Here is a 25,345-nt window from a genome sequence, read left to right as displayed (position 1 = left end):
ACCGCGCGCTCGGCCGGTCGGCGCGCGCAGGCAGCCGTTCGCACGATCGACCGGCCGCGGCCCGCCGGTAAGGATTCGGTGACCCCGACTCGTCCTCGGCACGGTCGCCGGAACAGGCGATCACCGGGAGGCCGGGTGGCGCTCTCGACCGATCGCCGGTGGGCTGCGAAACTGTGTGCCGGCCGGTGAGTTGGGGGTTCGATGAGCAACGGGTGGCTGCTGCCCGAGGACGTTCTGCGGGATGCGCCGTCGTACGCGCCCAGACCCGCTGAGCTGGCCGATCTCCAGTTGTTGCTGAGCGGGGCGTACGCACCGCTCACCGGTTTCATGAGCCGGGCCGACCTGGCCTCGCTGAACCGGCGCGGCCGGCTGGCCGACGGCACGCCGTGGCCGGTGCCGGTGACACTCCAGGTGCCGGCGGCGCTCGCCGACGGGCTGGACCCGGCCGACCCGGCCCGCCGGGCGGTGGTGCTCACCGACGGCGAGGGCGCGCCGGTGGCGGCGATGGACGTGACCGACGTCTGGCCGGGCCGCGAGGGCATGGTGGGTGTCGGCGGCACGGTGCGCCGCCTGGGCGACGGCGGCCACGGGCCGTTCCAGCGGCTGCGGCGCGGCCCCGACGAGGTACGCGGGCTGCTGCCGCCGGGCCGGGTGCTCGGCGTGTTCGCCGACCGTCCCCTGCACCGGCCGCAGCTGGCGCAGATCGCGCACGCGGCCCGTACGCTCGGCGCGCACCTGCTGGTGATGATCCCGGTGGGCGAGGAGTCGATCGGCGGCCTGCCGGCCGAGTCGCTGGTGCGCAGCGTGTTCGCCGCCCGCGACCGGATGCCCCCGGCGACGCTGGTGGCGGTGCCGCTGGCCCGGCGGCGCGACGAGATCAGCGACGCGCTGCTGCGGGCCCGGGTCGCCGCCGCGTACGGCGTGACCCACCTGCTCTCCACCGAGGGCATGCTCTCCGGCGCCGGTCTGCGCGTGCTGGTCCCCCGCGAGCTGGCCTACGACAACCGGGACGGGCAGTGGCGCTGGCGCGAGGACATCCCGCCGCGCAACCGGCGGCTGGCGCTGAGCGCGCGCGAGATCGACGACCTGCTGGACCGGGGCTTCCCGCTGCCCGAGTGGCACACCCCGCCGGCGGTGGCGAAGGAACTGGCCCGGGCACGCCCGCCGCGGCGGCACCGAGGGCTGGTGATCTTCCTGACCGGCCTGTCCGGCTCGGGCAAGTCGACGATCGCCCGAGGGCTGGCCGACGTGCTCCGCGAGCAGGGCGACCGCACCATCACGCTGCTCGACGGCGACGTGGTGCGGCGGGAACTCTCCGCCGGGCTGGGGTTCAGCAAGGCCGACCGGGATCTCAACGTACGCCGGATCGGCTGGGTGGCCGCCGAGATCGCCCGGCACCGGGGCGTCGGCATCTGCTGCCCGATCGCGCCGTACGCGGCGGCCCGCGCCACCGCCCGGGAGATGGCGGAGACGGCCGGGGCGGGCTTCCTGCTGGTCCACGTGGCGACGCCGCTGGCGGTGTGTGAGCAGCGCGACCGCAAGGGCCTGTACGCCCGCGCCCGGGCCGGCCTGATCACCGGGATGACCGGCATCGACGACCCGTACGAGGAGCCCACCGACGCCGACCTGGTGGTGGACACCTCGGATCTGAGCGTCGAGGAGGCCATCGGGAAGGTGATGGAGCACCTGACCGAGACCGGCTGGGTGGAGCCCCGCCTCCAGCCCGCGTGACCGCCTGACCGCCGGCCGAGTCCCGGCACTCCAGCACCCTCGACCGCCGTCGTCCGGCTTCCGGACGGCGGCGGTCTCGCATCACCCCTCGTTGCGCGGTAGTGTTCGTCTTTGTTGGAACACGTTCGACCGCGTGGAGCGCCCGCGTGGGTCGGTGAGGCGCGGAGGTGAGCCGGGGATGCTGGCGCGGCAGCGGCAGACGGCCATCCTGGAACGACTGCGCCGCGCCGGCGGCGTCCGGGTCACCGAGCTGGCGGCCGAGTTCGGCGTCTCCGACATGACCATCCGGCGCGACCTGGACACGCTGCACGAGCAGGGCCTGCTCGCCAAGGTGCACGGGGGCGCGACGCCGGCCGGTCCGGGCTCGACCGACGAGCCCGGCTTCCACGCCAAGTCCGTCCGCCAGTCGGCGGAGAAGGCCGCCATCGCCGAGCATGCCGCAGGGCTGGTCCGGCCCGGCGCCGCGATCGCGCTCTCCGCCGGCACCACCACCGCCGAGCTGGCCCGGCGGCTGGTGGACGTGCCCGGCCTCACAGTGGTCACCAACTCGCTGCCGGTGGCGGAGGCCCTGCACGTCGGCGGCCGGCCGGACCAGACCGTGGTGCTCACCGGCGGCGTACGCACACCGTCGGACGCGCTCGTCGGCCCGCTCGCCGTGGCCGCGATCGCCGCGCTCCACCTGGACCTGCTCTTCCTGGGCGTGCACGGGATCAGCGAACGGGCCGGTTTCACCACCCCCAATCTGATGGAGGCGGACACGAACCGGGCGCTCGTGGCAGCGGCGGACCGGCTCGTGGTGCTCGCCGACCACACCAAGTGGGGCACCGTCGGCATCTCGTCGATCGTGCCGCTGGAGGCGGCGGACGTGCTGGTCACCGACGACCGGTTGGCACCCGAGGCCCGACGGGTACTCGACGACAGGGTGGGTGAGCTGGTGACGGTGCCCACGACGAGGGGGGCGGAGTGAAGCGTACGCAGATCGCGCTGGCCGACGGCCGCGAGCTGATCTACTTCGACGAGCGGGACGACGCGGTCCGCGACCAGCCGGACCGGCGGGACCTGCCCCCTCCCCCGCCCGCCTCGCAGCTGCGGTACGACCCGCTGACCGACGAGTGGGTGGCGGTGGCGGTGCACCGGCAGACCCGCACGTTCCTGCCCCCGGCCGACCAGTGCCCGCTGTGCCCGTCCCGCGGTGAGCGGCACAGTGAGATCCCCGCGCCCGACTACGACGTGGTGGTCTTCGAGAACCGGTTCCCATCGCTGAGCCAGCGGGTGGCCGACGAGCCGGCCGAGATCACGCCGTTCACCCCGGTACGCCCCGGACGTGGAAAGTGCGAGGTGGTCTGCTTCACCGACGACCACAACGCCTCCTTCGCCCGCCTCTCCCCGCGCCGGGTGCGGACGGTGCTGGACGCGCTCGCCGACCGCACCACCGCACTGAGCGCGCTACCCGGCGTCGAGCAGGTCTTCCCGTTCGAGAACCGGGGCGTGGAGATCGGGGTGACCCTGCACCACCCGCACGGGCAGATCTACGCGTACCCGTTCGTCACGCCGCGCACCCGGACGATGCTGGCCGCCGCCCGGCGGTACGCCGACCGCACCGGGGGCAACCTCTACGCCGACGTGCTGGCCACCGAACGCGCCTCCGGGGACCGGGTGGTGACGAGCAACGAGCACTGGACCGCGTACGTCCCGGCGGCGGCGCGCTGGCCGTTCGAGGTGCACGTGGCACCGCACCGGCCGGTGCCGGACATCCCGGCGCTGAACGACGCCGAGCGGGACGCCTTCGGGCCGCTCTACCTGGACCTGCTGCGCCGCTTCGACGGGCTGTTCGACCTGCCGATGCCGTACATCGCGGCCTGGCACCAGGCGCCGGTGCGGATCGACAGGGAGCTGGGCCACCTGCACCTTCAGCTGTTCAGCATCCGGCGGGCCAAGGACAAGCTGAAGTACCTCGCCGGGTCGGAGTCCGGCATGGGCGTGTTCATCAACGACATCGCCCCGGAACGCGCCGCCGAACTGCTCCGCGCCGCATGAAAGGAAGGGCCCCTTATTAACGCCTGCGGTAGAGGAAGGGCCCCTTCTTAACAGCCGCGGTCCGAGCATGGGCGCGGGGGGCCCGGGACAGGACCCCCCGCAGGGAAGGGACGGCTGGCTGCGCTCAGCAGCCTCGAAGGTCGGCCGGCCGGCGCGCGGCCGCGGCCCACCTTCATGGACGCGACTGGCATCTCGTCCACCCTGTGCAACGAGGGCGCACCGAACGAGGTCACGCCGCCCCGGCGAGCCTGAGGTGTTAAGAAGGGCCCCTTCTACAACGCGAGGCGTTAAGAAGGGGCCCTTCCTTGCACGTCAGGCGGCGAGCTTGCGCGCCAGGTTCTCGTCGAGCGCGTTCATGAACTCGTCGGTGGTCAGCCACGGGGCGTCCCGCGAGATGAGCAGCGCGAGGTCCTTGGTCATCTGGCCACCCTCGACGGTGTCCACGATGACCTTCTCCAGCGTGTCGGCGAACTCGGTGACCGCCGGGGTGCCGTCCAGCTTGCCCCGGTGGGCCAGGCCCCGGGTCCAGGCGTAGATCGAGGCGATCGGGTTGGTCGAGGTCTTCTCGCCCTTCTGGTACTGCCGGTAGTGCCGCGTGACGGTGCCGTGGGCGGCCTCGGCCTCGACGGTGCGGCCGTCCGGGGACAGCAGCACCGAGGTCATCAGGCCGAGCGAGCCGAAGCCCTGCGCGACGGTGTCGGACTGCACGTCACCGTCGTAGTTCTTGCAGGCCCAGACGTATCCGCCCTCCCACTTGAGCGCGGCGGCGACCATGTCGTCGATCAGCCGGTGCTCGTAGGTGAGGCCGGCGGCCTCGAACTCGGCCTTGAACTCGTTCTCGAACACCTCGGCGAAGATGTCCTTGAACCGGCCGTCGTACGCCTTGAGGATGGTGTTCTTGGTCGACATGTAGACCGGGTAGCCGCGGTCCAGGCCGTACCGGAACGAGGCGCGGGCGAAGTCCCGGATCGACTCGTCGTAGTTGTACATGCCCATGGCGATGCCGCCGCCGGGGAAGTTGGCGACCTCCATCTCCATCGGCGTGCCGCCGTCGGCCGGGGTGTAGGTGATGGTCACAGTGCCGGGGCCGGGGACGACGAAGTCGGTGGCCTTGTACTGGTCGCCGTGCGCGTGCCGGCCGATGATGATCGGCTTGGTCCAGCCCGGGACGAGCCGCGGCACGTTCGACATGATGATCGGCTCGCGGAAGACCACGCCGCCGAGGATGTTGCGGATGGTGCCGTTCGGCGACCGCCACATCTTCTTCAGGCCGAACTCCTCCACCCGGGCCTCGTCCGGGGTGATGGTGGCGCACTTGACGCCGACGCCGTGCTCCTTGATGGCGTTGGCGGCGTCGACCGTGACCTGGTCGTCGGTGGCGTCACGGTGCTGGATCGACAGGTCGTAGTAGTGCAGGTCGACGTCGAGGTAGGGCAGGATCAGCTGCTCCCGGATCTGCTTCCAGATGATCCGGGTCATCTCGTCGCCGTCGATCTCCACGACCGGGTTGTTTACCTTGATCTTCGCCATCGGCCGGCGCTCCTCTCGGGGGACACGTGCTCAAGCAGTACGAGCGTACTGGAAACTGACCGGCAGTCCCCAGGCGGCCCGGGTGGACCGCCGGAAAAGCGGGCTGCGCCGCGCCTCGGCCCGCTGGCATCATCGTCCGATGCCGCGCAGCCGCACCCTCGGGTCTATCACGGTCACCGCGCTCTCCGACGGCGAGGGGCCCTTCTTCCAGCCCCGCGGCGAGGCGTTTCCCGACGCCACGGAAGCGCACTGGCAGGCGGCCGACCGGCTCGATCCGGGCGCTGTCACCGACGACGGCCGGTGGTGGCTGCGGTTCCGCGCGTTCGCGGTGCGGGCCGGCGACGGGCCGGTCACGCTTGTCGACGCCGGCATCGGCCCGGCCGACTCCCTCGCCGCGAGCTGGGCGCCGGTGCCGGGCCGACTGCCGGCTGAGCTGGCCGCCGCCGGGATCGACCCGGCCGACGTGCGCACCGTGGTCCTCACCCATCTGCACACCGATCACGTGGGCTGGGCCGGCGCGCTGTTCCCGAACGCGGACCACCTGATCCAGCGCGCCGAGGTGGACGCGCTGGAGCTGTTCCACCCGGAACTGCCGGCCCGGCTGCTGACGCCGTTGCGCGCCGCCGGCCGGCTGCGGGTGGTCGACGGCGAGACCCCCCTCACCCCGGGGGTACGACTGCTGCACACGCCCGGCCACACGCCGGGTCACCAGTCGGTGCTGGTCGAGGCGGACGACGAGCGCCTCCTGATCACCGGCGACCTGCTCGTGCACGCGATCCAGTTGGTCGACCCGGAGCTGGCGTACGCCCACGAGGAGGACCAGCCCACGGCCCGCCACTCCCGGCAGCACCTGCTCACGTCCCTCTCCCCCACCGTCCTGGCCACTCCCCACCTGACCGCCCCCTTCACCACCCACCCCCCACCCCGTCGATCATGAAGTTGACGGCGGAATTGGAGATCGACTACGCCGTCAACTTCATGATCGACGGGGAGAACCGCGGGTGGGACGGCAGAAGGCCCGCCGGCGGAGCCGGCGGGCCTTCGACGCTGTGGGACGGGCGTCACATGCTGGCGACGTCGCCCTGCTTGGCGCGGACGGCCTCGGCGGCCTCCTTCAGCGCGGCCAGCTCGTCGGCGTCCAGGTCGGTCTCGACGACCCGCTTCACGCCCTCGGCGCCGATCTCGGCCTCGACGCCCAGGTAGACGCCGGAGATGCCGTACTCGCCGTCGACCCAGGCGCAGACCGGCATGACGGCGCCGGAGTCCTCGGCCACTGCCTTCGCCATCCGGGCCGCGGCGGCGGACGGGGCGTAGTACGCGGAACCGGTCTTGAGCAGCGCGACGACCTCGGCGCCACCGTTGCGGGTCTTGACGACCAGCTCCTCGATCTGCTCGGCCGGCATGACGTCACGCAGCGGCTTGCCGTTCACGGTGCTCTTGGACGGCACCGGGACCATCGTGTCGCCGTGCGAGCCGAGCGTCAGGGTCCGTACCGACTTCACCGGTACGCTCAGCGCCTCGGCGACGAAGTTGGTGAAGCGGGCGGTGTCCAGCATGCCGGCCTGGCCGAGCACCCGGTTCTTGGGGAACTGGGTGGCGAGCTGGGCCAGCGCGGTCATCTCGTCGAGCGGGTTGGACACCACGATGACGACGGCGTTCGGGGCGTACTTGGCGACGTTCTCGGCGACCTGCCGGACGATCTTGGCGTTGGTCTCCAGCAGGTCCATCCGGCTCATGCCCGGCTTGCGCGGCAGGCCGGCGGTGATGACGACGACGTCCGAGCCCTCGATGGCCTCGTAGCCCTCGCCGTTCGGGCCGGTGGTGACGCCGACGACCTTGGTCTCGAAGCCCTCGACCGCGCGGGACTGGTTGAGGTCGAGCGCGAGACCCGCCGGCTTGCCCTCCACGATGTCGGTGATCACGACGGTGTCGAAGACGTCGTACTCGGCCAGGCGCTGTGCGGTGGTCGAGCCGTAGAAGCCGGCGCCGACGACAGTGACCTTCTTACCCATGGTCGTCCCACTCCCTGATACCAGTCGGTTTTCCGGACCGTATCAGCCATCCTGGCACCGATCGGGTCAGGGGCGGACGGTTATGACCTGGGTGGGTGTCAGGCGGTCCGCTCGGCCCGTTCGACCACGTTCGTCAGCAGCATCGCCCGGGTCATCGGGCCGACGCCGCCGGGCATCGGCACCAGCTTGCCGGCGACCTCGGCCACCTCCGGGTCGACGTCGCCGGTGTAGCGGCCCTTGCCGTCCTCGCCGATGACCCGGGTGATGCCGACGTCCACCACCGTCGCGCCCGGGTTGATCATGTCGGCGGTGAGCAGCCCGGGCACGCCCGCGGCGACGATGACGACGTCGGCTGCGCGGGTGTGCGCGGCCAGGTCGAGCGTGCCGGTGTGGCAGAGCGTCACTGTGGCGTTCTCGCTGCGCCGGGTCAGCAGCAGGCCCAGCGGGCGGCCGACCGTGTTGCCCCGGCCGACGACAGCCACGTTCGCGCCGCGCAGCGGCACGTCGTGCCGGCGCAGCAGCTCCACGATGCCGCGCGGGGTGCAGGGCAGCGGCGCGTCGTACCCGAGGACGAGCCGGCCCAGGTTGACCGGGTGCAGCCCGTCGGCGTCCTTGTCCGGGTCGATCGACTCCAGCGCGCGCTGGGTGTCGAGGTGCCCGGGGAGCGGGAGCTGGACGATGTAGCCGTGGCAGGCCGGGTCGGCGTTCAGCTCGGCCAGCGCCGCGTCGAGCTGCTCCTGGCTGGCGTCGGCCGGCAGTGCGACCCGCAGCGAGGCGATGCCGACCTCGGCGCAGTCACGGTGCTTGCCGTTGACGTACGCCTGGGAGCCGGGGTCCTCCCCGACCAGCACGGTGCCGAGGCCGGGGGTGATGCCGCGTTCCGCGAGCGCCTTCACCCGGGCCCGTAGCTCGTCCTTGATCTCCGCCGCGGTGGCCTTGCCGTCCAGGATCGTCGCCGTCACGTCGTGATCGTCTCACGGCTGCGGGCGGGCCCGGACGACGACGGCCGACGATCACGCTGCGCAACGTGCCCTAACTCACGGAGAGTGACCAGTCACCGTGACACGGCGGCCCTGACACGCCCGGACGGGCAGGGACCGGACAGGCGGGCCGGACGTCGCAGACGCGCTTGACCGACCTCGAACGGACCACCAGGGGCGAACAAAAGGCCAGGTAGGGGCGGTGTTTAGCACGCGCGGACAGCAGCGGCAAGGCCCGCCGAACACGATCCGTCATCAGTTGACCACGCACTAGTTGTCGACGGGCCGGATGGCGACCTACCGTTACCGCTCGTTGCGCAGAGTCACCCAGCGCCGGGACGACCGCGCAGCGTGAGGAGATGAGGAGACTCCATGCGTGTTCGTAGGCTCGCGGCCTGGGCCGCGCTCCCGCTCGCGGTGACGCTCGGCCTGACGGCCTGCGGCTCGGGCGGTGGCGGCGGCGGTGCCGGCGACTCCGATGCGGCCGTGCGGATCGAGATCGCCGAGCCGCAGCACCTCGTGCCCACAAACACCAACGAGACGAGCGGCTCCCAGGTCCTGTCGGCCCTGTTCAGCCCGCTCGTCGACTACGACGAGGCGAACAAGCCGCACGAGGTGGCGGCCGACTCGGTGACGACGTCCGACAACAAGGTCTGGACGGTCAAGCTGAAGCCCGGCTACACGTTCCACAACGGCGAGAAGGTCACCGCCGACAACTACATCGACGCCTGGAACTACGGCGCGTACGCGCCGAACGGCCAGAACTCCAGCTACTTCTTCGAGAAGGTGGCCGGCTACGACGACCTCCAGGGCGAGAGCCCGAAGGCGACGACGATGAGCGGCCTGAAGAAGGTCGACGACCTGACCTTCACCGTGACGCTCAGCCAGCCGTACGTGGACTTCAAGTCCATGCTCGGCTACACCGCCTTCTACCCGCTGCCCAAGGCGGCCTTCTCCGCCCCGGGCGTGCTCGCCGAGGGCTACGAGCAGGCGCCGATCGGCCAGGGCCCGTTCAAGATGAAGGGCAGCTGGCAGCACGACGCCAAGGTCGAGGTGGAGCGCTACGACGCGTTCCCGGGCCAGCAGCCCAAGGTCGGCGGCGTCGAGTTCCGCATCTACCAGCAGCCGACCGCGGCGTACGCGGACGTGCTGTCGGACAACCTCGACGTGATCAAGACGATCCCGACCGAGAACCTGTCGACCGCCTCGACCGACCTGGGCGACCGCTTCCAGCAGAGCCCGGCCTCGTCGCTGCAGGTGCTGGCCTTCCCGACGTTCCAGGAGGAGTTCAGCAAGCCCGAGGTGCGCAAGGCGATCTCGATGGCGATCGACCGGGACGAGATCACCAAGTCGATCTTCAAGGACTCGCAGCAGCCGGCTCGCTCGTTCGTCTCGCCGGTGGTCGCCGGTTACCGGGAGAACACCATCGGCACGGCGGGCGCGTTCGACCCGGTCAAGGCCAAGGCCATGTACGAGGCCGCGGGCGGCCCGAAGAAGATCGAGCTGTCCTACAACGGCGACGGCGGCCACAAGGACTGGATCGACGCCACGTGCAACCAGCTCAAGGCCAACCTGGGTGTGGAGTGCGTGGGCACCGCCGAGCCGAAGTTCGCGGACCTGCTGACCAAGCTCAAGCAGAAGCAGCCGGTCGGCCTGTTCCGGATGGGCTGGGTCATGGACTACCCGTCCATGGAGAACTACCTCGGCCCGCTGTACAGCACCACCGGCTCGTCGAACTACTACGGCTACAGCAACCCGGAGTTCGACAAGCTGCTCGCGGAGGGCGCCCGCGCGGCGACCGAGGACGAGGCGATCAAGAAGTACCAGGCGGCGGAGGACCTGCTCGCGCAGGACATGCCGGTGATCCCGCTGCGGTACGGGCAGAACAACTTCGGCCACTCGACCAAGGTCAAGAACGTCCACGTGGACCTCTTCGACCGGGTGGATCTGCTGAAGATCGAACGCGCCTGACACCCCGCTGACGGGCCGGGCCACCCCCACCGGGTGGCCCGGCCCTCGCATTGGCACGTATTTAGCCTGGTTTCGGCAGACTTGCCAGCATGCTCCGCTTCATCCTGCGGCGACTGCTCCAGATGGTCCTCGCCTTCTTCGGGACCACGCTGATCGTCTACGCGTTGATGTTCGCCGGGCAGGGCGACCCGATCCAGGCCCTCGCCGGGGAGCGGCCGGTCACCGCCGCGCAGCGGGCCTACCTGACCGAGAAGTACCACCTGGACGCGACGGGTGTCGGCGGCTTCTTCTACCGCTACTTCGACTACCTGGGCGGCCTGGTCCAGGGCGACCTCGGGCAGTCGCTGACCGGGCGGCAGATCAGCGACATCCTCGCCGCCGCCTGGCCGGTCACCCTGAAGCTCGCCGTGATCGCGATGGCCGTGACGGTGATCTTCGGGGTCACCGCCGGCGTGATCGCGGCGATCCGCCGCTCCGGCGTGTTCGACCACGCCACGCTCGTGCTCACGCTGCTGGTGCTCGGCATCCCCACCATCGTGCTGGCCCCGCTGGCGCAGTACTTCCTCGGCGTACGCTGGCCGATCTTCCCGCCCACCGCCGGAGCGCAACCCTCCTTCTACGCGTTGCTGCTGCCCGGCATCGTGCTCGGCTCGTTGTCGCTGGCCACCGCGCTGCGGCTGACCCGTACCTCGGTGACCGAGAACCTGCGCGCCGACTACGTCCGCACCGCCCGGTCCAAGGGCCTGCGGCGGCGCCGCATCGTCGGCGTGCACGTGCTGCGCAACTCGCTCATCCCGGTGGTCACCTTCCTCGGCGTCGAGCTGGGCAACCTGATGGGCGGCGCGATCATCACCGAGGGCGTGTTCAACGTCCCGGGCGTCGGCTTCAACCTGTTCCGCGGCATCCGCACCGAGGACGGCCCGCTTGTCGTCGGCATCGTCAGCGTGCTCGTCGTGGTCTACCTGCTGTCCAACCTGGTGGTGGACGTGCTCTACGCCGTCCTCGACCCGAGGATCCGCTATGAGTGAGCGCAGCGAGGTGCCGCAGTGAGCGACTTCGAGACGGTGGCGGCTACCGAGAACCAGGCCGCGCGGCGCGGCGTGTCAGGCGAACCGGGCACGCCCGGGCGTGCAGGGCGGCCGGACCGGGCCCGCAGCCTGGCCGGTGACGCCTGGCGGGACCTGCGCCGCAACCCGGTCTTCTGGATCAGCCTGCTCCTGGTGGTGCTGGTCGCCGCGATGGCCGTGGCACCCGGGCTGTTCGCCGCCAACGACCCGCGCGACTGCGTGCTGTCCCGGCAGCACGCCGGGCCGTCCGGCGGGGCGATCTTCGGGTACGACTTCCAGGGCTGCGACACGTTCGCCCGCGCGGTCTACGGCGCCCGCGCCTCGCTGCTCGTGGGCGCGTTCTCCGCGCTGATCACCGGCGTGATCGCGCTCGTCGTCGGCATGCTCGCCGGCTACTTCGGCGGGTGGGTCGACGCGGTGCTGTCCCGGGTGATCGACATCGTGCTCGGCATCCCGCTGCTGCTGGCCGCGATCGTGCTGCTCAAGCGCGTCAGCACCAGCGGCGACACGGTACGGCTGTTCGCGGTGATCCTCGTCCTGGCGCTGCTCGGGTGGACCACGGCGGCCCGGGTGGTCCGCTCCTCGGTGATCACCGCCCGGGAGCAGGACTACGTGGCCGCAGCCCGGATGCTCGGGGCCGGCAACGGCCGGATCATGTGGCGGCACATCCTGCCGAACGCGCTCGCCCCGGCCATCGTGGTGCTCACCATCGCGCTCGGGTCGTTCATCGCGGCCGAGGCGACGCTGAGCTTCCTCGGCATCGGCCTGAAGGCGCCGACCATCTCCTGGGGCATCGACATCGACGCCGGCCGGGTGCACATGCGCGAGTCGGCGACACCGCTGATCGTGCCGTCGACGTTCCTGGCCCTGACCGTGCTCGCCTTCATCATGCTCGGCGACGCGATCCGCGACGCCTTCGACCCGAAGCTGCGGTGACTTCCTCATGACGCAGAACGCGGTCCGGCCCACGCCGGCCTCACCCACGCCGCCCGGCGGGCACCTGCTGGAGGTACGGGACCTGCACGTCGAGTTCCGCACCCGCGAGGGCGTGGCCCGGGTGATCAACGGGGTGACGTACCACCTGGACGCCGGTGAGACGCTCGCGGTGCTGGGCGAGTCCGGCTCCGGCAAGTCCGTCACCGCCCAGGCGATCATGGGCATCCTGGACACCCCGCCCGCGTACGTGCGCGCCGGGCAGATCCTCTACCAGGGGCGGGACCTGCTCACCCGCCCGGAGGAGGAGCGCCGGCAGATCCGCGGCGCCGAGATCGCGATGATCTTCCAGGACGCGTTGTCGGCGTTGAACCCGGTCTTCCCGGTCGGCTGGCAGATCGGCGAGTCGCTGCGCGAGCGGGCCGGGATGTCGCGGGCCGACGCGCGCAGGCGCACCGTCGAACTGATGGACCTGGTCCGGATCCCGGCCGCGGCGAAGCGGCTCGGCGACTACCCGCACCAGTTCTCCGGCGGCATGCGGCAACGCGTCATGATCGCGATGGCGCTGGCGCTGGACCCGAAGGTGCTGATCGCCGACGAGCCGACCACCGCGCTGGACGTCACGGTGCAGGCGCAGATCATGGACCTCCTGGCCGACCTGCGCCGGGATCTCGGCATGGCGCTCGTCCTGATCACCCACGACCTGGGCGTGGTCGCCGGCGTCGCCGACCGGATCGCGGTCATGTACGCGGGCCGCATCGTCGAGCACGCCGACGTGCATGCGCTGTACCGGGCGCCGGCCCACCCGTACACGAAGGGGTTGCTGGAGTCGATCCCGCGCCTGGACGTGCGCGGCCAGGCGCTGTCCAGCATCCGCGGGCTGCCGCCGAACCTGATGGCGATCCCGTCCGGCTGCCCGTTCCACCCCCGGTGCCCGTACGTCCAGCCGGTCTGTGTGGACGAGGTGCCGCACGACCTGGTGCTCGGCGACGGGCGGACCAGCGCGTGCCACTTCGCCCAGGAGGTGCACGATGACCGCGACGGCTGAACCCGCCAAGGTGCGCGGCGAGACGATCCTCGCCGTCGACCAGTTGGTCAAGCACTTCCCGATCAGCCAGGGCGTGCTGTTCAAGAAGACCATCGGCCAGGTCAAGGCGGTCGACGGCGTCTCGTTCGAGCTGCGGCGCGGTGAGACGCTCGGCGTGGTCGGCGAGTCCGGGTGCGGCAAGTCCACGCTGGCCCGGCTGCTCATGCGCCTGGAGACGCCGACCGCCGGGCGGGTCACGCTGGAGGGGCGCGACCTGCTCCGGGCGGCAGGGGCGGACCTGCGCCGGCTGCGGCGGAACATGCAGATGGTGATGCAGGACCCGTACACCTCGCTGAACCCGCGCATGACTGTCGGCGACATCATCGGCGAGCCGTTCGAGATCCACCCGGAGGCGGCACCGAAGCGCAGCCGGCGGCAGCGGGTGCAGGAGCTGCTGGACGTGGTCGGGCTCAACCCGGAGCACGTCAACCGCTACCCGCACCAGTTCTCCGGCGGTCAGCGGCAGCGCATCGGCATCGCCCGGGCGCTCGCGCTGCGGCCCGAGATCATCGTCTGCGACGAGCCGGTGTCGGCCCTGGACGTCTCCATCCAGGCCCAGGTGATCAACCTGCTGGAGCAGCTCCAGGACGAGCTGGGGCTGTCGTACATCTTCATCGCCCACGACCTGTCGGTGGTCCGGCACATCTCCGACCGGGTGGCGGTGATGTACCTGGGCCGGATCGTGGAGATCGGCACCGAGGAGCAGATCTACCAGCGCGCGACCCACCCGTACACCCAGGCGCTGCTGTCGGCGGTGACGGTGCCCGACCCGGAGGCCCGCGACCGGCGGACCATCATCCGGCTCACCGGCGACGTGCCGAGCCCGGCCGAGCCGCCGTCCGGCTGCCACTTCCGGACCCGCTGTTGGAAGGCCGAGGAGGTCTGCGCGACGCAGGACCCGCAGGCGGTACCGCGCGCGGCGGACCCGCACCCCAGCGCCTGCCACTTCGCCGAGGTACGCACCGAGGCGTGACGACGAAGGCCCCGTCCCCCGGAGGAAGAGGGGGCGGGGCCTCCGATGCGGGCACGCGTGCGGAAGGCGGACCCGGGACGAACCCGAGGCGGCCCGGCGGCGTGAGGCGCGCCGCCGTACCGGTGGACGGCAGCTCGCGGCGGAGACCGCCGGGTCGACGCGGCGGTGTCCGGTGCGGCGCGAGCGCGCGTCCCGGGTGCGGGCTGCGGGTTCGGTGCGGCTCAGGCGGCCGGCGGGGCGCGCGCGGCGAGCGGGCCGCGCGGCGGCAGCGGCACGACAGGCGGCCGGGGCGCGGGCACGACCGGCTCCGGCACCGCCGGACCGGCCACGCGCGGGAGCGCGGCCGGGGCCAGGTCGTCCGGTCCGTCGGCGTAGCCGAGACCGCCGCCGTGGTCGTGCCACGGCCCGGCGGCAAGCTCCGACCAGGAGATTCGGGGATACGCGGCACGCAGCGCGGCCGGGCTCGTTCCGCTCGCCGAGGCGGCGGCCGGCGCGGCGGCGAGCGCTTCGGCGGGTGGTGCGACGTCGGGAGCGGGCCGCGCGGCGGCGAGCGCTTCGACGATCGGGGCGACGGCCGGTGCGGTGACGGCGGGTGCGGCTGCCGCTCCCAGTCCGGCCAGGACGAACGCCAGCGTGACGACGACGGCGGTCAACCGGTCGCGAACGCGCATGGCACACCTGCCGGGCTCACAGACAGCGGAGACGCTCGATCGTCGCCGCACACACGCTAGCAACCGCCTCCCGCGGCGGGCAACGGCACGACGTCCGGGTGCGTCAGTCGTCGGATGGACGACCGACGCACCCGGAGGCCGGACTCGTCAGTGGAAGAAGTGCCGGGTGCCGGTGAGGTACATGGTCACGCCGGCCGCCTTGCAGGCCGCGATGGTCTCCTCGTCCCGGATCGATCCACCCGGCTGAACGATCGCCCGCACCCCGGCGTCGATGAGGATCTGCGGACCGTCGGCGAACGGGAAGAACGCGTCCGAGGCGCAGACCGAGCCGCGGGCCCGCTCGTCACCGGCCCGGCTGACCGCCAGCCGCGCCGAGTCCACCCGGTTGACCTGGCCCATGCCGACACCGACGGTGGCGCCGTCGCGGGCCAGCAGGATCGCGTTGCTCTTGACCGCGCGGACCGCCCGCCAGGCGAACGCCAGGTCGCGCAGCGTCGCCTCGTCGGCCGGGTCGCCGGTCGCGAGCGTCCAGCCGGACGGGTCGTCGCCGGGCGCGTCGACGGCGTCCCGCGTCTGCACCAGCACGCCACCGCTGACCTGCCGCCACTCCGCGGGCCGCACGGCGAACTCGGGCGCCCGCAGCAGGCGGAGGTTCTTCTTGGCCCGCAGCAGCTCCAGCGCGTCCGCGTCGAAGCCGGGCGCCACGAGCACCTCGGTGAAGATCTCCGCGACCTGGCCGGCCATCGCCGCGTCGACCGGCCGGTTCACCGCGATCACGCCGCCGAACGCGGAGACCGGGTCGCAGGCGTGCGCCTTTCGGTGCGCCTCGGCCACGTCCGCACCGACGGCGATGCCGCACGGGTTGGCGTGCTTGATGATCGCCACCGCCGGCTGGTCCGCGAAGTCGTTGGCGGCCCGCCAGGCGGCGTCCGCGTCGACGTAGTTGTTGTAGGACATCTCCTTGCCGTGCAGCTGCTCGGCCTGGGCCAGCCCGGCCGGCGCGCCCGGGTCGGTGTAGAGCGCCGCCGCCTGGTGCGGGTTCTCGCCGTACCGCAGCACCGCCTGGCGGCGCAGTGCCAGCCCGGCGAACTCCGGCCAGCCGTCCTCGACCGGCGACACGGTGGTGGCGAACCAGTCGGCCACCGCGACGTCGTAGTCGGCGATGTCGGCGAACGCGCGGGCCGCCAGCGCCCGGCGCCGGGCCGGCGTGAAGCCGCCCTCGGCGAGCGCGGCCACCACCGCCGGGTACGCGGCCGGGTCGGTCACCACCGCCACCGAGGCGTGGTTCTTCGCCGCGGCCCGCACCATCGCCGGACCGCCGATGTCGATCTGCTCGACGCACTCGTCGGTGTCGGCGCCGGAGGCGACGGTGGCCTGGAACGGGTACAGGTTGGAGACCAGCAGGTCGATGCCGGCGATGCCGTGCTCGTCGAGCTGCGCGGCGTGCGCGTCCTTGCGCAGGTCGGCGAGGAGGCCGCCGTGGATCTTCGGGTGCAGCGTCTTGACCCGCCCGTCGAGGATCTCCGGGAAGCCGGTGACCTGCTCGACCGGCGTCACCGGCACCCCGGCGCCGGAGATCGTCGACGCGGTGCTCCCGGTCGACACGATCTCCACGCCGGCCTCGTGCAGGGCGCGGGCCAGCTCGGCCAGGCCGGTCTTGTCGTAGACGCTGACCAGCGCGCGCCGGATCGGGCGGCGGCCGGCGTCCTCAGTGGCGTTCACGGGATGGTGACCTTTCTGCCGGTGATCGTCCAACCTTCACGGACCAGGCGGCCGACCTGCTCGACGAGCTGGCGCCGCTCGGCGGACTTGATGCGCTCGGTGAGCGTGTCCTCGTCGTCGTCGTCCTGCACCGGCACGGCGACCTGGGCCACGATCGGGCCGGTGTCCATGCCGGCGTCGACGAAGAACAGGGTGGCCCCGGTGACCTTGACGCCGTACGCCAGCGCGTCGCGGGGGCCGTGGATGCCGGGGAACGCCGGCAGCAGCGTGTTGTGCGTGTTGAGGTAGCGGTCGCCGAACGCGGCCAGGAACTCCGGACCGACCAGCTTGAGGAACCCGGCGCTGATGACCAGGTCGGGCCGGTGCTCGGCGACCCGCGCGGCGAGCGCCTTGTCCCAGTCGGCGCGGGTGGGGTGGTCCTTGACGCGCTCGACGAAGGACGGCACACCGGCTGCGGCGGCCCGGTCCAGGCCGGCGATCCCGTCCCGGTCGGCGCCGACGGCGACCACCCGGGCGCCGTACCCGGGGTCGGCGGTGGCGTCCAGCAGCGCCTGGAGGTTGCTGCCGGAACCGGAGACGAGGACGACGAGGCGGGCGACGGACGCGGGCTCGGTCACCGGGCAACCCTATCGGGCAGGTCAGGCGGCCCGGCCGCGGGGCGGCGGCTCATCGGGTGACCTCCCCGGTGGCGTGATCGCGGTACGCTGCCGGTCGCCCGGTGTCCGGCCCCGTGCCCGGCCCGCACCCCCAGTGAACCCGGCACGCCGCGTGCCACCGGACCGAGGAGTACTTCGAATGCAGCCCGGATACCCCCCGCAGCAGCCGCAGCAGATCGACAACAACATGACGATGTCCATCGTCGCGATCTTCCTGTTCTGGCCGCTCGCGATCCCGGCCATCATCAACGCGTCGAAGGTCAACCCGCTGATCCAGCAGGGTGACTACGCGGGCGCCCAAGCCGCCGCCGCCGAGTCCAAGAAGTGGTCCAAGTGGGCCCTCATCGTCGGCCTGATCTGGATCGGCATCATCGTGGTGGGATGTTGCCTCCTCGGCGGCCTTGCTGGTCTCGCCGGCAACAGCGGCAGCAACTGACCGACAACCCGAACCGATCTGAGGAGCACCAGACATGCAGCCCGGTTACCCCGGACAGGACCCGTACGGCCAGCAGCCGAACCAGGACCCGAACGCGCAGCCGCACGACCCGTATGCCCAGCCGCCGCAGGCCCCGCAGTACGGCCAGCAGCCCCCGTACGGGCAGCAGCCGCAGTACGGCCAGCAGCCGACCTCGGGCCAGCCGTACGGCCAGCCCACGTCGGGTCAGCCCGCCTACGGCCAGGACCCGTACGTGCAGCAGCAGCCGTACGGCGCCGCGCCGCAGTACCCGGCCGCCGGCTACCCCAGCGGCCCGGGGCAGGGTCAGAACAACACCATGGGCCTGGCCGGCATGATCGTCGGCATCGCGTCGATCGTGCTCGGCCTGTGCTGCCCGCTGCTGGGCGTCCCGGCCGGCATCGTCGCCGTCGTCCTCGGCGTGCTGGGCCAGAAGAAGGTCCAGGCCGGTGAGGCCAGCAACGCCGGCCAGGCCCGGGCCGCCCTGATCTGCGGTGCCGTCGGCGTGGTCGTCGGCATCGTCAGCGCCATCGCGGGCGCGGCGATCAACATGAACAACTTCGGCGCCTGACCGGCGTCCGACGAGGGGCGTCCACCATCCGGTGGGCGCCCCTCTCGCGTTCCCGAGCCGCGCCGCGAGGTCAGCGGGGAGCCGGGGTGGCGCGGGGCGGAGGGGTCGGGCGGGTCAGCGTGCGGGTGGCGGCGGCGCCGAGCGCCGCGCCCACCCCGATCACGAGCGTGGCCACCGCGGCCACCGCCCACGGTGACGGCCCGACCTCGGCCAGCCGGCCACCGCCGAGCGACCCGCCGGAGGCCGCCGCGAACAGCCCCAGCAGCGCGCCCGCGACCGGTCCGGCGAGCGCGGCCGGCAGCAGCAGCGCCGGCCAGCCCGCCTCGGTGCGTTCCTCGGCCGCCACGCGCAGCAGCCGCCGGGCCAGCAGCCAGCCGGCCGCCATGGCGGCCAGCACCGGCACGGCCAGCAGCGCGCCACCGAGCCCGTCCATCGGGCCGCGCGGCAGGCCCGCCAGCAGCGGTACGGCCGGCAGCGCGCCCACGGAGACCTCACTCGTGCGGACGGCGGTGTCGGTGCCGACCGCGAACCCGGGGCCGAGCAGGTAGCTCGCCGACCAGGCGGTCGCGTTCGGCGCGTAGGCGAGGCTGACCAGTGTGATGCCCGCCTGACCGGCCACCCCGGTCCGGTACGCCCCGATCATGTCGGCCGCGTCGCCGCCACCGGTGGCCACCGCCAGCCCGGCCGCACCGGCACCCGCGCCGCACAGCAGCAGCGCCGCCACCAGTCCGGTACGCAGACCGTCGCGCACCGGCGGTGGGCAGCGCTCGGCCAGCAGCGCCCAGACACCTGTGGTGCGCAGCGCGCCGACCAGGGCGGCGGGTACGCCGAACGCGGCGAACGTGAGCGCGGCGGTGACCGGGGAGACCCGCAGGCCGCCCGCGTCGACAGCGAACGCGGCGAGCGCGCCGAGCAGCGCGTACCCGATGCCGACGGCGACCGCGACGGTGAGCGCCTGGCGGGGTGAGCCGGCCCCGCGCGCGCCGACGGCCCGGCTGACGTGCACCCCGGCGCGGGTGAGCCGCCAGACGACGAGCGCGCTCAGCGCGAGCGGCGCCAGGCTGAGCGGCCCGGCGGTGGTCTGCAACGGCACCCCGTGCCCGAGCAGCCAGCCGGCCAGGCCGGCGCGCAACGCGCCGCCGAACGATCCGGCGTCCTCGCTGAGCTGGGCGAGGCCCAGCACGGCGGACACCGGCAGCCACGAGGTCAGCGCCGCCCAGAGCGCGGCCACCCCGGCGGCGACCGGCAGCGGGGCCCGGCTGCGGGGCTCCTCACCCGATCGGGGTGCGGGCACCCGCGCGGCCGGGCGGGCACGGCCGGGCGGCCGGGCGCCGGCGGGGGGACCGGTGGCCGGACGGCGGGGCTGGTCAGGGGTGACGCGTGACATCGTGTCTACTCTGGCACGCCGCGGGAAGGACGGCAGTCCGATACCGGGTCGGCAGCGTGGCGAGTTCGCCGAACCCCGGTCCCGCGGTGGTGATCCGGTCTAGCCTCGGCCTCAGACGCGACCGTTCCCGTCGCGGTGCCGACCGCTCGGAGGAAGCCGTGCACGCTCCGTATCCGCCGCCCCCGCCGCCACCGGCCGTCGGCCGGGACCGGACCACGCTCTGGGGCGTCCTCGGCATCGTCTTCGGCCTGCTCTGCTGCGGGATCCTGGGCATCGTCTTCGGCGCGCTGTCGATCCGCGACGCCCGGCGCAACGGCCGGTCGCAGTTGCTCGGCTGGCTGGCCATCGCGTTCGGCGTGATCAACATCGTCGCCAGCGCCATCGTGCGCGCCCGGGGCAACTCGTACTACCCGTACTGGTATCGCTGAACGCGAGGGGGCCGACCGGTTCCCCGGTCGGCCCCCTCGACACGTCACTCGACCGCTCAGCGGCCGGACATGATCTCCCGCATCAGGTTGGCGGTCTCGGTCGGGGTCTTGCCGACCTTCACGCCCACCGCCTCCAGCGCCGCCTTCTTGGCGTCGGCGGTGCCCGCCGAGCCCGAGATGATCGCGCCGGCGTGGCCCATGGTCTTGCCGGGCGGGGCGGTGAAGCCGGCGATGTAGCCGACCACCGGCTTGGTGACGTTGGCCTTGATGAACTCGGCCGCCCGCTCCTCGGCGTCGCCGCCGATCTCACCGATCATGACGATCGCGTCGGTCTCCGGGTCCGCCTCGAAGGCGGCCAGGGCGTCGATGTGGGTGGTGCCGATGATCGGGTCACCGCCGATGCCGACGCAGGTGGAGAAGCCGATGTCGCGCAGCTCGTACATCATCTGGTAGGTCAGCGTGCCGCTCTTGCTGACCAGGCCGATCCGGCCGGAGCCGGTGATGTCGGCCGGGATGATGCCGGCGTTCGACGCGCCCGGCGAGGCGATGCCCGGGCAGTTCGGGCCGATGATCCGGGTGCGCTCGCCCTGGGCCCGGTTGTACGCCCAGAACGCGGCGGTGTCGTGCACCGGCACGCCCTCGGTGATCACCACGGCCAGGTCGATGCCGGCGTCGATCGCCTCGACCACGGCGGCCTTGGTGAACTGCGGCGGCACGAAGATGACGGTGACGTCCGCGCCGGTCTCCTTCATCGCGTCCGCGACGGAGGCGAAGACGGGCAGCTCGGTGCCGTCGAAGTCGACGGTCGTGCCGGCCTTGCGCGGGTTCACGCCGCCGACCACGTTGGTGCCGGCGGCGAGCATCCGCCGGGTGTGCTTGGAGCCCTCGGAACCGGTCATCCCCTGCACGATGACCTTGGAGTCCTTGGTCAGCCAGATAGCCATTGTCAGACCCCCGCAGCTGCCAGCTCGGCGGCCCGCTCGGCCGCGCCGTCCATGGTGTCGACCCGCTGGATCAGCGGGTTGGCCGCGCCGTCGAGGATCGCCCGGCCGGCCTCGGCGTTGTTGCCGTCGAGGCGCACGACGAGCGGCTTGGTGGCCTTCTCGCCGCGCTGCTCCAGCAGCGCCAGCGCCTGCACGATGCCGTTGGCGACCGCGTCACAGGCGGTGATGCCGCCGAAGACGTTGACGAAGACGCTCTTGACCGACGGGTCGGACAGGACGATCTCCAGGCCGTTCGCCATCACCTCGGCGCTCGCGCCGCCGCCGATGTCGAGGAAGTTGGCCGGCTTGACGCCGCCGTGCCGCTCGCCCGCGTACGCGACCACGTCGAGCGTGGACATGACCAGGCCCGCGCCGTTGCCGATGATGCCGACCTCGCCGTCGAGCTTGACGTAGTTGAGGTCCTTGGCCTTCGCGGCCTGCTCCAGCGGGTCCACCGACGCCTGGTCGACCAGGGCCTCGTGGTCCGGGTGCCGGAATCCGGCGTTCTCGTCCAGGGTGACCTTGGCGTCCAGGAGCAGCAGCTTGCCGTCCTTGGTCGTGGCCAGCGGGTTCACCTCGACGAGCGTGGCGTCCTCGGCCACGAACGCCTGCCACAGCTTGACCGCGACCTCGACCACCTGGTCGGCGATCTCGGCCGGGAAGCCGGCCGCGGTGACGATCTCGCGCGCCTTCGCCTCGTCCACGCCGGTGTTGGCGTCGATCGGCGCCTTCACGACCCGCTCCGGGGTCTCGGCCGCGACCTGCTCGATGTCCATACCGCCGGCCACGCTGGCGATGCAGAGGAAGGTGCGGTTCGCCCGGTCGAGCAGGTACGAGAAGTAGTACTCCTCGGCCACGTCCGCGGTCACGGTGATCATGACCTTGTGGACGGTGTGACCCTTGATGTCCATGCCGAGGATGTCGGTGGCCCGGGCCACCGTCTCCTCCGCGCCCTCGGCCAGCTTCACGCCGCCGGCCTTGCCGCGGCCACCGACCTTCACCTGCGCCTTGACGACCACCCGGCCGCCGAGGCGTTCGGCGATCGCGCGGGCCTCCTCCGGGGTAGTGGCGACGCCGCCGGCGAGCACGGGCAAGCCGTGCCGCTCGAACAGGTCCCGCCCCTGGTACTCGTACAGGTCCACGATTGCGCGTCCCGTCCCGTCTCCGCGGCGCGCCGTCGCGCCGCCACCAGCTTCGGAAAATCAGTTTGACGCCTGTCATCAGATGAGACAGGCCATTTGCCGCAGCCTAACGAGATGGGAACGGGCGGCAACCGAGCGGGTGCGGGGTGTGCGGTAATGCACAGACCGGGCTCGGCCGGGCCGATCACCGCGGCGCCGGCGCACGGGGGCGTCAGCCGTCCGGGGGATGTCCGGGCCCGGGCGTAACCGCCCGTCGGGGGCGTCGTTGAGTGTGATGTCGGCGCGCTGGTCAAGCGCGGCGACGGGAGCGGCCGATGCCCTGTCGGTCGAGGGGTGGCGGCGGGGCATCGTGCATAGAGGGGCCGGGCGTGTGAGGGGTGCGTCCGGCCCCTCCCCCGTGCCCGGAGCCGGAAACGCGGGGGCCGGGCACGCAGGGGCCGGGAACCGGGCGGGGTCAGCCGACCGGCTGGGCGACGTTCTCCCGCACCCACTCGACGATCGACCCGGTGGTGGCGCCCGGGGTGAAGATCTTCGCGACGCCGAGCCGCTCCAGCTCCGGGATGTCGGCCTCGGGGATGATGCCGCCGCCGAACACCACGATGTCGGTGGCGTCCCGCTCGGTGAGCAGTTCGACGACGCGCTTGAACAGCGTCATGTGCGCGCCCGAGAGCACCGACAGGCCGACCGCGTCCGCGTCCTCCTGGATGGCGGTCTCGACGATCTGCTCGGGCGTCTGGTGCAGGCCGGTGTAGATGACCTCCATGCCCGCGTCACGCAGGGCGCGGGCGACCACCTTCGCCCCCCGGTCGTGGCCGTCCAGGCCGGGCTTCGCGACGACGACCCGGATACGAGAGCTCATCTGCGCACACCTTTCACCGGCACTCCTGACCTGAACGAACGGTAACCCGGCCGGACCGGAGGCGGGAAGCCGGGCCGGACCTTCCCACATACGAGCCGCCCCACTACCGCCCACCCGGGTACGCGGAAAGCCGGACACCTCCGCCGTTCGGTCACTGTCCGCGACGAATGGGCAGTCGACATACCATCCGACCGGCGGCACGAGCTATGACAAGGTCGGATGGAATTGGACATAACGAATCACCATTTCGGCGCTTCGGCTTGTGACAGGAGTGGCGGTTGGCTAACGTGTCCACGGTTGTCATCAGGTCCACGGACGGGTGACGACGCGGCACCGGAGGTTCGACCGAGCTTCACCGAACGGTCCGGAGTCGCATCGGATCCCCGACAACGGAGGGTGTGCGTGCGCCAGCGCCTGTCGTCTGAGCCCGATCGCTATCGCGGCCGCCGCCGCGTACCCACCCCCCCGCGGAGCCGCTACGCCGCGGTGGTCACCACCGCCTTCGTCGGCGCCGGCATCGTCGCCATCGGCGCGAACGCCCTCCCCGATGCCAAGAGCGTCAGCCCGTCGGTCCTCGACGAGCTCCGGCAGGCCTCGGTCGCCAGCCAGGACGCCGCCGCCCGCGCCGACAGCGCGGAGCGCCCGTCCCGTGCCGACCGCTCCGACAGCAAGGCCGCCGAGCAGGACCCGTGGCTCCTGCCGCTGCACGGCTACGACTTCAAGTCCCCCTACGGCATGCGGTGGGGCAAGCTGCACACCGGCATCGACCTGGTCGCCCCGGAGGGCACGCCCTACAAGGCGGTCCACGCCGGCACCGTCACCAAGGCCGGCTGGTTCGGCGGCTACGGCTACGCCGTCATCGTCCAGCACTCCGACGGCAGCGAGGCCATCTACGGCCACTCCTCCGCGGTGACGGTCAAGGAGGGCCAGGAGGTGAAGGCCGGCGACCAGCTCGGCCTGGTCGGCAACACCGGCCACTCCTACGGCTCCCACCTGCACCTGGAGATCCATGTCAAGGGCCAGCCGCAGGACCCGGTGGCGTTCCTCAAGGATCGCGGAGTGGACATTCAGCTCGAAGTCGAGGCAGTTTACAGCGACGTAGCCGCGTCCTGACGCTCCGTACCGCCCCATCACCGCCCGGACCGCACGGTCCGGGCGGTTTCGTCTGTGCCGATGTCTGCCACGTCACACCGGCCGGTGTGAGCGGGAGCACATCGCCGAATGATCGTCTCTTCGAGCGAACCGGCCGGCCGGTCCGAAACCGGACGCGCGGTGGCGGCGCGGGCCACCGCCTCCGCACCCCCGATACCCGCTGCGACCTGCACCGACACCAGTATTTCGAGGTCACGTGCCCCTCGAACCGATGAAGGATCCCGTGCAGCACAGCAGCCCCACCCCGGACAACGCTCCCGCCCGGCACCGGCGCCCGCGCCGCGCCCGGCGCACCGTTTACGTGGTCACCGGCGCGGTGGCCCTGCTCGGCCTCGGCATCGGCGGCGTGGTCGTCACCACCGCCCCGTCCGACCCGACGCCGGCCGCCGTCGACCTCGGCGTAGCGGCCCGCGCCGACGACGCCGACCGCGCCGACCGTTCGGCCCGCGAGCCGGTCACCCCGTCCGCTGTACCGGCCAGCCCGTCGCCGAGCCCGAGCGCGAGCGCGACCAGCCCGGCACCGAAGAAGACGGCGACGGCGAAACCCAAGCCGAAGCCGAAGAAGACGACAGTGGCGAAGAAGCCCACCTGGGTCATCCCGATGAAGGGCGCCGACATCACGTCGTGCTACGGGCCCCGCTGGGGCACCCAGCACGCCGGCATCGACTTCGCCATGCCGGCCGGCACGCCGATCCACGCCGCCGCAGCGGGCACCGTGGTCAAGGCCGGTGACGTGGGCGACGGCTACGGCATCTCGGTCTTCATCGACCACCACAACGGCTACCTGACCCACTACGCCCACCAGAGCCGGCTCGCCGTCGGCGTCGGCGACACGGTCAAGGCCGGTCAGGTCATCGGGTACGAGGGCTCCACCGGCGACTCCACCGGCCCGCACCTGCACTTCGAGGTGCACCAGGGCGCGATGTGGAACCAGATCGACCCGGCGCCGTTCCTGCGTGCCCGGGGCATCGGCGTGGCCTGCTGACGCAGTGGTCCACC

At 72.3% G+C, this 25,345-nt stretch carries 24 protein-coding genes; 14 read left to right on the top strand and 10 right to left on the bottom strand.

From position 1 onward, the window contains the following. Window positions 1-201 precede the first annotated feature (201 nt). The 3 genes from cysC to galT all read left to right on the top strand — a co-directional run bounded on the left by cysC (window position 202) and on the right by galT (window position 3,768). Window positions 202-1,731 (top strand): adenylyl-sulfate kinase, encoded by a 1,530-nt coding sequence (cysC, locus tag BFV98_RS23440; RefSeq protein ID WP_030269439.1) that lies wholly within the window; start codon window positions 202-204, stop codon window positions 1,729-1,731. Window positions 1,732-1,909: 178 nt separating this feature from the next. Beyond that, window positions 1,910-2,698: a DeoR/GlpR family DNA-binding transcription regulator gene (locus BFV98_RS23435; protein ID WP_013288495.1), complete on the top strand. Its 789-nt coding sequence runs from the start codon at window positions 1,910-1,912 to the stop codon at window positions 2,696-2,698. Beyond that, the gene (gene galT, locus BFV98_RS23430) at window positions 2,695-3,768 is read left to right on the top strand and encodes a galactose-1-phosphate uridylyltransferase (RefSeq protein ID WP_030269437.1); all 1,074 of its coding nucleotides are present in this window, start codon (window positions 2,695-2,697) and stop codon (window positions 3,766-3,768) included. The genes BFV98_RS23435 and galT overlap by 4 nt, the downstream gene beginning before the upstream one ends. Window positions 3,769-4,080: 312 nt before the next feature. On the opposite strand, the gene BFV98_RS23425 is transcribed toward galT, so the two are convergent. After that, on the bottom strand, window positions 4,081-5,298 hold the full coding sequence (locus BFV98_RS23425) for an NADP-dependent isocitrate dehydrogenase (protein ID WP_013288497.1): 1,218 nt from the start codon (window positions 5,296-5,298) through the stop codon (window positions 4,081-4,083). Between the two features lie 139 nt (window positions 5,299-5,437). On the opposite strand from BFV98_RS23425, the gene BFV98_RS23420 reads away from it, so the two are divergent. Next, the gene (locus tag BFV98_RS23420; RefSeq protein WP_013288498.1) at window positions 5,438-6,235 is read left to right on the top strand and encodes an MBL fold metallo-hydrolase; all 798 of its coding nucleotides are present in this window, start codon (window positions 5,438-5,440) and stop codon (window positions 6,233-6,235) included. A 124-nt stretch (window positions 6,236-6,359) separates the two neighbouring features. Here the strand turns inward: BFV98_RS23420 and mdh are convergent, their stop codons facing one another. Beyond that, a complete protein-coding gene (gene mdh, locus BFV98_RS23415; protein WP_013288499.1) occupies window positions 6,360-7,310 on the bottom strand; it encodes a malate dehydrogenase in 951 nt (316 codons plus the stop codon). 98 nt (window positions 7,311-7,408) lie between these two features. Continuing rightward, entirely contained in the window at window positions 7,409-8,272 is an 864-nt protein-coding gene (locus BFV98_RS23410) for a bifunctional methylenetetrahydrofolate dehydrogenase/methenyltetrahydrofolate cyclohydrolase (RefSeq protein ID WP_013288500.1), read from the bottom strand. A 390-nt stretch (window positions 8,273-8,662) separates the two neighbouring features. On the opposite strand from BFV98_RS23410, the gene BFV98_RS23405 reads away from it, so the two are divergent. From BFV98_RS23405 to BFV98_RS23385, 5 genes are all read left to right on the top strand, one after another. Beyond that, entirely contained in the window at window positions 8,663-10,261 is a 1,599-nt protein-coding gene (locus tag BFV98_RS23405; RefSeq protein ID WP_013288501.1) for an ABC transporter substrate-binding protein, read from the top strand. An 89-nt stretch (window positions 10,262-10,350) separates the two neighbouring features. Beyond that, window positions 10,351-11,289, top strand: coding sequence for an ABC transporter permease (locus BFV98_RS23400; protein ID WP_013473620.1), 939 nt, complete (start codon window positions 10,351-10,353; stop codon window positions 11,287-11,289). An 18-nt stretch (window positions 11,290-11,307) separates the two neighbouring features. Then, window positions 11,308-12,264 (top strand): ABC transporter permease, encoded by a 957-nt coding sequence (locus BFV98_RS23395; RefSeq protein ID WP_071097812.1) that lies wholly within the window; start codon window positions 11,308-11,310, stop codon window positions 12,262-12,264. 7 nt (window positions 12,265-12,271) lie between these two features. Continuing rightward, window positions 12,272-13,309 carry an ABC transporter ATP-binding protein gene (locus BFV98_RS23390; RefSeq protein ID WP_013288504.1) on the top strand — a complete coding sequence of 346 codons (1,038 nt, stop codon included), beginning with the start codon at window positions 12,272-12,274 and terminating at the stop codon, window positions 13,307-13,309. Next, a complete protein-coding gene (locus BFV98_RS23385; RefSeq protein WP_071097810.1) occupies window positions 13,293-14,321 on the top strand; it encodes an ABC transporter ATP-binding protein in 1,029 nt (342 codons plus the stop codon). The genes BFV98_RS23390 and BFV98_RS23385 overlap by 17 nt, the downstream gene beginning before the upstream one ends. 221 nt (window positions 14,322-14,542) lie before the next feature. Here the strand turns inward: BFV98_RS23385 and BFV98_RS23380 are convergent, their stop codons facing one another. The 3 genes from BFV98_RS23380 to purN all read right to left on the bottom strand — a co-directional run bounded on the left by BFV98_RS23380 (window position 14,543) and on the right by purN (window position 17,331). Beyond that, window positions 14,543-14,992, bottom strand: a complete 450-nt coding sequence (locus BFV98_RS23380) for a hypothetical protein (RefSeq protein WP_013288506.1) — start codon at window positions 14,990-14,992, stop codon at window positions 14,543-14,545. A gap of 147 nt (window positions 14,993-15,139) precedes the next feature. Then, on the bottom strand, window positions 15,140-16,714 hold the full coding sequence (gene purH, locus BFV98_RS23375; RefSeq protein ID WP_071097809.1) for a bifunctional phosphoribosylaminoimidazolecarboxamide formyltransferase/IMP cyclohydrolase: 1,575 nt from the start codon (window positions 16,712-16,714) through the stop codon (window positions 15,140-15,142). After that, on the bottom strand, window positions 16,711-17,331 hold the full coding sequence (purN, locus tag BFV98_RS23370) for a phosphoribosylglycinamide formyltransferase (RefSeq protein ID WP_013288508.1): 621 nt from the start codon (window positions 17,329-17,331) through the stop codon (window positions 16,711-16,713). The genes purH and purN overlap by 4 nt, the downstream gene beginning before the upstream one ends. Before the next feature lie 178 nt (window positions 17,332-17,509). Here purN and BFV98_RS23365 point away from each other — a divergent pair, with 178 nt between their 5' ends. Next, on the top strand, window positions 17,510-17,806 hold the full coding sequence (locus BFV98_RS23365) for a CD225/dispanin family protein (RefSeq protein ID WP_013288509.1): 297 nt from the start codon (window positions 17,510-17,512) through the stop codon (window positions 17,804-17,806). A 34-nt stretch (window positions 17,807-17,840) separates the two neighbouring features. After that, window positions 17,841-18,395 (top strand): DUF4190 domain-containing protein, encoded by a 555-nt coding sequence (locus tag BFV98_RS23360; protein WP_071097807.1) that lies wholly within the window; start codon window positions 17,841-17,843, stop codon window positions 18,393-18,395. A 70-nt stretch (window positions 18,396-18,465) separates the two neighbouring features. Here BFV98_RS23360 and BFV98_RS23355 read toward each other — a convergent pair whose 3' ends face one another. Next, window positions 18,466-19,782: a DUF6350 family protein gene (locus tag BFV98_RS23355; RefSeq protein ID WP_071097804.1), complete on the bottom strand. Its 1,317-nt coding sequence runs from the start codon at window positions 19,780-19,782 to the stop codon at window positions 18,466-18,468. Window positions 19,783-19,940: 158 nt separating this feature from the next. Between BFV98_RS23355 and BFV98_RS23350 the strand changes: the two genes are divergently transcribed. Next, window positions 19,941-20,210, top strand: a complete 270-nt coding sequence (locus tag BFV98_RS23350) for a hypothetical protein (RefSeq protein WP_013288512.1) — start codon at window positions 19,941-19,943, stop codon at window positions 20,208-20,210. Between the two features lie 56 nt (window positions 20,211-20,266). On the opposite strand, the gene sucD is transcribed toward BFV98_RS23350, so the two are convergent. The 3 genes from sucD to BFV98_RS23335 all read right to left on the bottom strand — a co-directional run bounded on the left by sucD (window position 20,267) and on the right by BFV98_RS23335 (window position 23,194). Then, complete coding sequence (gene sucD, locus BFV98_RS23345; protein ID WP_013288513.1) at window positions 20,267-21,154, bottom strand: succinate--CoA ligase subunit alpha; 888 nt, start codon at window positions 21,152-21,154, stop codon at window positions 20,267-20,269. A gap of 2 nt (window positions 21,155-21,156) precedes the next feature. Beyond that, window positions 21,157-22,335: an ADP-forming succinate--CoA ligase subunit beta gene (gene sucC / locus BFV98_RS23340; RefSeq protein ID WP_013288514.1), complete on the bottom strand. Its 1,179-nt coding sequence runs from the start codon at window positions 22,333-22,335 to the stop codon at window positions 21,157-21,159. A gap of 454 nt (window positions 22,336-22,789) precedes the next feature. Further along, the gene (locus BFV98_RS23335) at window positions 22,790-23,194 is read right to left on the bottom strand and encodes a cobalamin B12-binding domain-containing protein (RefSeq protein ID WP_013288515.1); all 405 of its coding nucleotides are present in this window, start codon (window positions 23,192-23,194) and stop codon (window positions 22,790-22,792) included. 402 nt (window positions 23,195-23,596) lie between these two features. On the opposite strand from BFV98_RS23335, the gene BFV98_RS23330 reads away from it, so the two are divergent. Then, the gene (locus BFV98_RS23330; RefSeq protein ID WP_013288516.1) at window positions 23,597-24,307 is read left to right on the top strand and encodes a M23 family metallopeptidase; all 711 of its coding nucleotides are present in this window, start codon (window positions 23,597-23,599) and stop codon (window positions 24,305-24,307) included. Window positions 24,308-24,557: 250 nt separating this feature from the next. Beyond that, window positions 24,558-25,331, top strand: a complete 774-nt coding sequence (locus BFV98_RS23325) for a M23 family metallopeptidase (protein ID WP_013473628.1) — start codon at window positions 24,558-24,560, stop codon at window positions 25,329-25,331. The last annotated feature ends 14 nt before the right edge of the window (window positions 25,332-25,345 follow it).

Source organism: Micromonospora sp. WMMB235 (genome assembly GCF_001855515.1).
Classification (GTDB): Bacteria; Actinomycetota; Actinomycetes; order Mycobacteriales; family Micromonosporaceae; genus Micromonospora; species Micromonospora aurantiaca.
The sequence above is the reverse complement of the archived record's forward strand: the minus strand, read 5'-3'. Positions and strand labels throughout refer to the sequence as shown.